This window comes from Rhizobacter sp. P3_C12 (assembly GCF_056402735.1).
Genome location: NZ_JBFUGW010000051.1, coordinates 22132 through 29769 on the forward strand (window position 1 = coordinate 22132; position 7638 = coordinate 29769).

The window sequence follows — 7638 nt, forward strand, 5'->3', positions numbered from 1 at the left end:
CTGTCGTGCCGTGGGTGGGTCGTCCAGCACGCGACAGCTGGAACCCACCCTGAGTAACAGTGCCAGATGAACGGTTCCGTCCGTCCTCGTTCATCGTTCCCTGCATTCCCCTGAGCGCCAAAGCCCGTCCCGGCAAGCTTTCGTGCGCACGCTCCTAGAATGCCCCACCACCCCACAGGAGCCGCCGCCATGATCTCGCGCGAACCCACCCTCGAACGACTGGCCGTTGCCCGCTCGCTGCTGCTCGAACCCTTCGGCCTGACCGATGCCACGCTCTCGCAGGCCCTGCAGGCCATCGCGACGCACCGCATCGACGACGCCGACCTCTACTTCCAGTACACGCGCAGCGAAGGCTGGAGCCTCGAGGAAGGCATCGTGAAGAGCGGCAGCTTCGGCATCGACCAGGGCGTCGGCGTGCGCGCGGTGGCCGGCGAGAAGACTGCCTTCGCCTACTCCGACGACATCTCCGAGGCCGCGCTGCTCGATGCGGCCGCCACCGTGCGCACCATCGCCGCGGCCGGCCAGAGCCGCACGGTCAAGATCGGCGGCACGCCGAAGATCGCCGGCAGCCGCGTGCTCTATGCGCCGATGGACCCGATCGCCACGCTCGACAGCACGCAGAAGGTCGCGCTGCTGGAGCGCGTCGAGAAGCTCGCCCGCGCCAAGGATCCGCGCATCAAGCAGGTGATGGCCGGCATCGCCGCCGAATACGACGTGGTGCTGGTCGCCCGTGCCGACGGCACGCTGGCCGCCGACGTGCGGCCGCTGGTGCGGCTGTCGGTCACCGTGATCGCCGAGCAGACCATCGCCGGCGAGGTGCGCCGCGAGGTCGGCTCCGGCGGCGGCGGCGGCCGCTTCGGGCTCGGCTACTTCCACGACAACATCATCGAGAGCTACGTCAACGATGCCGTCAAGGCGGCCCTCACCAACCTCGAATCGCGCCCGGCCAAGGCCGGCGAGATGAGCGTCGTGCTCGGCCCGGGCTGGCCCGGCGTGCTGCTGCACGAGGCCATCGGCCACGGGCTCGAGGGCGACTTCAACCGCAAGGGCTCCAGCGCCTTCAGCGGCCGCATCGGCCAGCGCGTGGCGGCCAAGGGCGTCACCGTGCTCGACGACGGCACGCTGCCCGACCGCCGCGGCTCGCTGAACGTCGACGACGAAGGCAATGCCACGCAGCGCAACGTGTTGATCGAGGACGGCATCCTGAAGGGCTACATCCAGGATTCGATGAACGCCCGCCTGATGGGCGTCGCGCCGACCGGCAACGGCCGCCGCGAGAGCTATGCGGCCGTGCCGATGCCGCGCATGACCAACACCTACATGCTGGGCGGCGACAAGACCAAGGAAGAGATCATCGCCGGCCTGAAGCGCGGGCTGTACGCCACCAACTTCGGCGGCGGGCAGGTCGACATCACCAGCGGCAAGTTCGTGTTCTCCGCGTCGGAAGCCTTCTGGGTCGAGAACGGCAAGATCCAGTACCCGGTGAAGGGCGCCACCATCATCGGCAACGGCCCCGACGCGCTGACCCGCGTCAGCATGATCGGCAACGACATGAAGCTCGACACCGGCGTCGGCGTGTGCGGCAAGGAAGGGCAGAGCGTGCCGGTGGGGGTGGGGCAGCCCACCTTGCGCATCGACAAGATGACGGTGGGCGGGACGGCCTGACGGGCGGCGCCAAGCGCCAAGCGCCGGGCCGTCACAGCTGGCTCGGGGGCTGCATGTCGCTCCGCCCGCTGGGCAGCGGGGGCTTGACGGCTGGCGGCTTCGGTGGCGGCAGGTTCAATTCCGCCGCCAAGGTCAGGAGTTCGTTGTCAATGCGGTGCAGTGCCTGCACCAACGGTTTCCGCTCCTCCATCAGCGCCCAGTACCTCCGCTGATCCTTGGTTCGCTTCGATTCGGAGCGTGCGGTCTGCGAGGCTCTGGGGCTCACATTGATCTGGTCGGACGTGCTGCGCGGTGACAGTGACCATCGAACCGTACGCATCGATCGCTTCTTCTCGGGAGGCAATTTTCTCAGCGGAGGCAATGTGACGGAGACGGGCCGCCGATCGCCCTGCCGCAGCGCAGCCACCTTCTGCTGGAGCGCCGCGATCTCTTCTGCACAGGCCTTGCGGGGAGAGGTTTTCAGCTGCGCGATCTGCCCCTCGTAATCTGATATTTTTTCGGCCAGTTTCGCGTCCAACCGCACCTGGCGTTCCGCATCGATCGTGAGCGAGTCGGTGACCAGGGCGGACACCGTGTGCCTTGCATTCGATATCGCCGTCTTCTGCGCCGATGCGCTGGTCGGCGAGGGCGGTGGCGAAGACTGCTCGGTCGCCGGTGAACTGCTGCGTTTGCGTTCGATGGTGTTGAAGGCCATGGTGCATGAGGTAGTTGCGATGCCAACGCCCGCGCACTGCGTTGCATCGCGACGTTCCATCGCCATGCCCGCGGCGTTGCCCACTCTGTGCCCGCGCCGCGGGATTCGTTCCGTCAGGCCACCCGCACGCTCAACACCGGCAAGCCCGCGATCTCCCCCTGCATCACATCCCCCGGCACCACCGGCCCCACATTCTCCGGCGTGCCGCTGAAGATGATGTCGCCGGGCTTCAGCTCGAAGGCCTGCGAGAGCTTGCTGATCTGCTCGGCCACGCTCCAGATCATCTGCTTCAGGTCGGCGTTCTGCTTGAGCTGGCCGTTCACCTTCAGCGTGATCGAGCCCTGCGTGAAATGCCCGACCTGCGCCACGCGGTGGATCGGCCCGATCGGTGCCGAGCGGTCGAAGCTCTTGCCGATCTCCCACGGCTTCTTCTCGTCGCCCATCGCGCGTTGCAGGTCGCGGCGCGTCATGTCCAGCCCGATCGCATAGCCGTAGACGAGATCGAGCGCCTGCTCCGGCGGCACGTTGCGCCCGCCGCGGTGCAGCGCCGCGACGAGCTCGATCTCGTAGTGGTAGTTCTTCGTCAGCGGCGGGTACGGGTGCTCGCCGGTGCTGCCGGGCGCGACGAACTGCACCGCATCGCTCGGCTTCTGGAAGAAGAACGGCGGCTCGCGGGTCGGATCCGACCCCATCTCGCGCGCATGCGCCGCGTAGTTGCGGCCGATGCAGTAGATGCGGCGCACCGGGAACAGCTCGGCGCTGCCGACCACCGGCAGCGTCGGCTGCGGCACGTCGAACGCGGTCTTCGCGCCGCCGGCCGCACCGACACGGCTGTCGGTGGCGCAACCGGCCACGGCGCCCAGGCCCATCACGGCGCTGGTGGAAATCAGGTGTCGTCGGTCCATGCTTGTCTCCTGTCTTGTCGGCAAACCGCCATTGACCCGCGCCCGCGCAGCGCTGTCAATTTCCCCGCGACGGCAAACACCTGTGCAAAAAACGAGCTTGACGGCCGATCCGGAGGCCGTGCTACATTCGCGCCCATGCGTTTCGTCCCGTCCTTCTTCTTTGCCTACTTTTGGTTCTCGCACCGCCCGGCGGAGGAGAGGTCAGCGCGTAGGCTGTAAGACACAAACGCAAAGAACTCACCAAACCGCCGGGCTCCCCCGGCGGTTTTTTTTTGCCCTCCCGAAGTTCCACCTTCCCATCCCAGCAGGAGATCACGCCCATGAACGCCAAGTCCGCCAGCGCCACGGAGGGTTGGTATGCGCCCATCGACAAGACAGGCCAGACCGACGACGAAAGGATCCAGGACGTGACTCCGCTGCCCCCGCCCGAACACCTGGTTCGCTTCTTCCCGATCCGCGGCACGGCCGCCGAAACGCTGATCGCCGACACCCGCCAGCGCATCAAGAACATCGTCGCCGGCCGTGACGACCGCCTGCTCGTCGTGATGGGACCGTGCTCGATCCACGACCCGGTCGCCGCCGTCGAGTACGCCCGCAAGCTGCGCGAGCAGCGCCTGAAGTACGCCGACACGCTCGAGATCGTGATGCGCGTCTACTTCGAGAAGCCGCGCACCACCGTCGGCTGGAAGGGCCTGATCAACGACCCCTACCTCGACGAGAGCTACCGCATCGACGAGGGCCTGCGCATCGCGCGCCAGCTGCTGACCGAGATCAACCGACTGGGCATGCCGGCCGGCAGCGAGTTCCTCGACGTGATCTCGCCGCAGTACATCGGCGACCTGATCTCCTGGGGCGCGATCGGCGCGCGCACCACCGAGAGCCAGGTGCACCGCGAACTGGCCTCGGGCCTGTCGGCGCCGATCGGCTTCAAGAACGGCACCGACGGCAACATCCGCATCGCCACCGACGCGATCCAGGCCGCGGCCCGCGCGCACCACTTCCTGTCGGTGCACAAGAACGGCCAGGTCGCGATCGTCGAGACGCGCGGCAACCCCGACTGCCACGTGATCCTGCGCGGCGGCAAGACGCCCAACTACGACGCCGTCCACGTCGAGGCGGCCTGCAAGGACCTCGAAGCCGCGAAGCTGAACCCGTCGCTGATGGTCGACTGCTCGCACGCCAACAGCAGCAAGCAGCACGAGCGCCAGATCGACGTCGCGCGCGACATCGCCGGCCAGGTCGCCGGCGGCAGCCGCCGCATCTTCGGCGTGATGGTCGAGAGCCACCTGAACGCCGGGGCGCAGAAGTTCAGCGCCGGCAAGGACGATCCGGCCCAGCTCGCCTACGGCCAGAGCATCACCGACGCCTGCATCGGCTGGAACGATTCGCTGACGGTGCTCGACGTGCTGCACCACGCGGTCAAGGCGCGCCGCAGCTGAGCCGCACCCAAGCGCAGCATATCTGCGCATGTAAGGGCGGTCACGCAGATGTAGCGCGGGTAAGCCCTGGCAAGAAGACTGGCCCTGGCGCAGCGAATCGGGTGCAATCGGCGTCCGATCCACTTGCCCGGGGGCACGCCATGACCACGCCGCACCGCATTCGCAGCAGCCTGCTGGCCCTGACGCTGGGTGGCGCGGCGCTGCTGGCCTCGGCCGTGACGCCGGCGGCCGAGCCCTCGGCCAAGGACAAGGCCGCGATGGAGGCCGTGTTCACCCGCGTCGACGTGAACGGCGACGGCAAGCTGTCGCGCGAGGAAGCCGAACGCCTGCCGGTGATCGCGTCGATGTTCGACAAGCTGGATGCCGACCACGACGGCCAGCTGACGCTCGCGGAGTTCGCGGTCGGGTACTACGCGGCGCCCTGACCGCGCGGCTCAGTCCGCGTCGCGTGCCAGCCGCTCGCTGCGCCAGTACACGTCGTCGCCGCCCAGCCCGTCGAGGTTGGCGCGGTTCAGCACGCGCGCCAGCACGAACAGCAGGTCGCTCAGCCGGTTCAGGTACTGCCGCGGCTCGGCCCGCACCGCTTCTTGCGCCCCCAGCGCCACCACCGCGCGCTCGGCGCGCCGCGCGATGGTGCGCCCCACGTGCGCGATCGCCGCGCTGCGCGTGCCCGCCGGCAGGATGAACTCCTTCAGCCGGGGCAGCGCGGCATTGTGGTGGGCCAGCGCCTCGTCCAGGCGCAGCACCGCATCGCCCTTCAGCAGCTCGTAGCCGGGGATCGACAACTCGCCGCCGAGGTTGAACAGCTCGTGCTGGATCACGACCAGCAGCTCGCGCACCTCGTCGGGCAGCGGCTCGGCGAGCAGCACGCCGAGCGTGGAGTTCAACTCGTCGACATCGCCCATCGCCTGCACGCGCAGGTGGTCCTTCGGCACGCGCGTGCCGTCGCCGAGGCCGGTGCTGCCGTCGTCACCGGTGCGGGTGGCGATCTGGGTGAGTCGATTCGCCATCTCAGGGCTGCTGCTGCGGTTGCGCCTGGATCTGTGCCGCCTTGGCGCGCATCGTGTACTGCTGGTAGGCCGGCAGCGCCATCGCCGCGACGATGCCGAGCACGAAGAACGCCGGGAAGACCCAGGCCAGGATCTTCACCGCGCGGGTGTTCGGCGGCGGCGGTGCGCCGTACTCGTTGCGGCCCGGCGTGCCGGCCTTGAAGAGCCAGATCAGCGCGACAAAGGGAATGATCGCGAGCAGCACCGTCCAGCCGGTCCAGCCCATGTCGTGCGAGCGCTGGATCATCATCATGACGGCCCAGACCGCGTAGACGATGCCGACCACGGCATAGATCGCCATCGCCACGAACGGCGAATTGGTCAAGGCCATGATCAGGCCGGCCACGAGGAACACCGGCAGCATCAGCAGGTAGCTGGCACCGAGGTAGGCCAAATAGCGCAGGCGGCCGATGCGGCCACGCGCGGACCACAGGTTGATCGGCTGGACCTCGCCCGAAGCTCGGTCGATGTCGGCAACGGCCGCACGCGGCGGCTGGTACGGATTGGCAGAGGGATTGGCAGTGGCCATGCGGAAGTTCTCCTCGGGATGATGTGATGTTGTGGGCCGGAAACCGGCGCGGCCATCGTAGCGGAGCGCCCCTGCGGCGCCTAGCACCCCCGAGTGGGGATTCTTGGGGGATGAAGCGAATGGATGAGGCGACCTACAGCAGCCGCGACCGCTTCACCGCGTGGTACCGGTTCACCAGCGCCACCGGCAGGTCGCGCGGCTCCACGTCGACCGACAGCGCGTCCTGCCCGGTCACGCGCCGGAAGGCATCGCGCCGCGCCTGCTCGAACCAGTGCGCACCGGCCACCTCGACCGCCCGTTCGGCCACCCCCAGCGGCTGGCCCGCGATCTCGCGCAGCACCCGCTCGCGCAGGCTCGCCACCAGCACCAGGTGGCGCGTGCGCATCAGCTTCAGCGCCGGCACCAGCTCGGCCGCATCCTCGTCGCGGAAGTTGGTCAGCATGATCACCAGCGCGCGCTTGCGCTGCAGCCGCATCACGTCGCGCGCCGCCTCGAGGTAGTCGGAGTGGTCGGTGCCGGGCTCGATGTCGTACAGCCGCGCCATCATCGCGTTCAGCGTCGCCGCCCCCTTGCGCGGCGCGAAGCGGCGCTGCTGCCCCGGCGCATGGCCGAAGCTCAGCGCGCCGACCTCGTCGCCCTCCTTCAGCGCGACGTGGGTCAGCAGCATCAGCGCGTTCAGCGCCTGGTCGAAGTGGCCGCCGTCGGCGCTCGTCGCCCCTTCGTCGGCGCGCATCCGCCGGCCGCAGTCGAGCAGGAACAGCACGCACTGGTCGCGCTCGTCCTGGAACTGCCGCACGATCGGCCGGCCGTGGCGCAGCGTCGCCTTCCAGTCGATGTGGCGCACCGGGTCGCCGCTCTGGTAGTCGGCGAGCTGCTTGAAGTCGGTGCCCTCGCCGCGCTGCGCATAGGTCTTGATGCCGATCTGCGACAGCCGCCGGTCGCCGGCCAGCCACGCATAGCGCGCGACCGCCGCGAAGTTCGGGTACACGTGCAGCAGCTGCGGCTCGCCCAGCAGGTGCAGCCAGTCGAAGCTGCCGCCGCGCGAGCGCAGCCGCAGCTGGGTGCCGCCGAAGCGCACCGGGCCGCGCCGGCGCGGCGTCACGCGGTAGCGCAGCTCGATGCGCCGGCGCCCCGGCAGGCGGAAGCTGCGTGGCAGGCCGTCGAAGTCGAGCGTGCCGTCCAGCTCGTCGAACACGCTGCCGCGCCAGCCCAAGGTCGCCACGTTGACGAGGTTGAGCACCAGCTCGCGCGGCACGCCGATCGCGAGCGCCTGCGGCAGCCGCCGCTCCAGCCGCAGCGGCGCGCGCGCCCAGCTGCGGCGCGTGTGCCACAGGTCGGCCAGCGCCCAGGCCAGCCC

At 69.0% G+C, this 7638-nt stretch carries 8 protein-coding genes; 3 read left to right on the forward strand and 5 right to left on the reverse strand.

Translation table 11 applies throughout. The features are described 5' to 3' along the window. The first annotated feature begins 189 nt into the window (after nt 1-189). Nucleotides 190-1665, forward strand: a complete 1476-nt coding sequence (gene tldD, locus AC1DXV_RS10990) for a metalloprotease TldD (RefSeq protein WP_477864402.1) — start codon at nt 190-192, stop codon at nt 1663-1665. Nucleotides 1666-1696: 31 nt separating this feature from the next. On the opposite strand, the gene AC1DXV_RS10995 is transcribed toward tldD, so the two are convergent. Together AC1DXV_RS10995 and AC1DXV_RS11000 are read right to left on the reverse strand one after the other, a co-directional pair. After that, nucleotides 1697-2359: a hypothetical protein gene (locus AC1DXV_RS10995; protein WP_477864403.1), complete on the reverse strand. Its 663-nt coding sequence runs from the start codon at nt 2357-2359 to the stop codon at nt 1697-1699. A 113-nt stretch (nt 2360-2472) separates the two neighbouring features. After that, entirely contained in the window at nt 2473-3264 is a 792-nt protein-coding gene (locus tag AC1DXV_RS11000; RefSeq protein WP_477864404.1) for a fumarylacetoacetate hydrolase family protein, read from the reverse strand. A 320-nt stretch (nt 3265-3584) separates the two neighbouring features. Here AC1DXV_RS11000 and AC1DXV_RS11005 point away from each other — a divergent pair, with 320 nt between their 5' ends. Next, nucleotides 3585-4703 (forward strand): 3-deoxy-7-phosphoheptulonate synthase, encoded by a 1119-nt coding sequence (locus tag AC1DXV_RS11005; protein WP_477864405.1) that lies wholly within the window; start codon nt 3585-3587, stop codon nt 4701-4703. 140 nt (nt 4704-4843) lie between these two features. Beyond that, nucleotides 4844-5128 (forward strand): EF-hand domain-containing protein, encoded by a 285-nt coding sequence (locus AC1DXV_RS11010; RefSeq protein ID WP_047508166.1) that lies wholly within the window; start codon nt 4844-4846, stop codon nt 5126-5128. A gap of 9 nt (nt 5129-5137) precedes the next feature. On the opposite strand, the gene AC1DXV_RS11015 is transcribed toward AC1DXV_RS11010, so the two are convergent. The 3 genes from AC1DXV_RS11015 to AC1DXV_RS11025 all read right to left on the reverse strand — a co-directional run. Further along, the gene (locus AC1DXV_RS11015; RefSeq protein WP_047508167.1) at nt 5138-5713 is read right to left on the reverse strand and encodes a cob(I)yrinic acid a,c-diamide adenosyltransferase; all 576 of its coding nucleotides are present in this window, start codon (nt 5711-5713) and stop codon (nt 5138-5140) included. Between the two features lies 1 nt (nt 5714). Then, nucleotides 5715-6281, reverse strand: a complete 567-nt coding sequence (locus tag AC1DXV_RS11020) for a DUF805 domain-containing protein (protein WP_477864406.1) — start codon at nt 6279-6281, stop codon at nt 5715-5717. Nucleotides 6282-6414: 133 nt separating this feature from the next. Beyond that, on the reverse strand, nt 6415-7638 hold a 1224-nt coding region (locus AC1DXV_RS11025; RefSeq protein WP_477933551.1), incomplete at its 5' end, for a DUF58 domain-containing protein.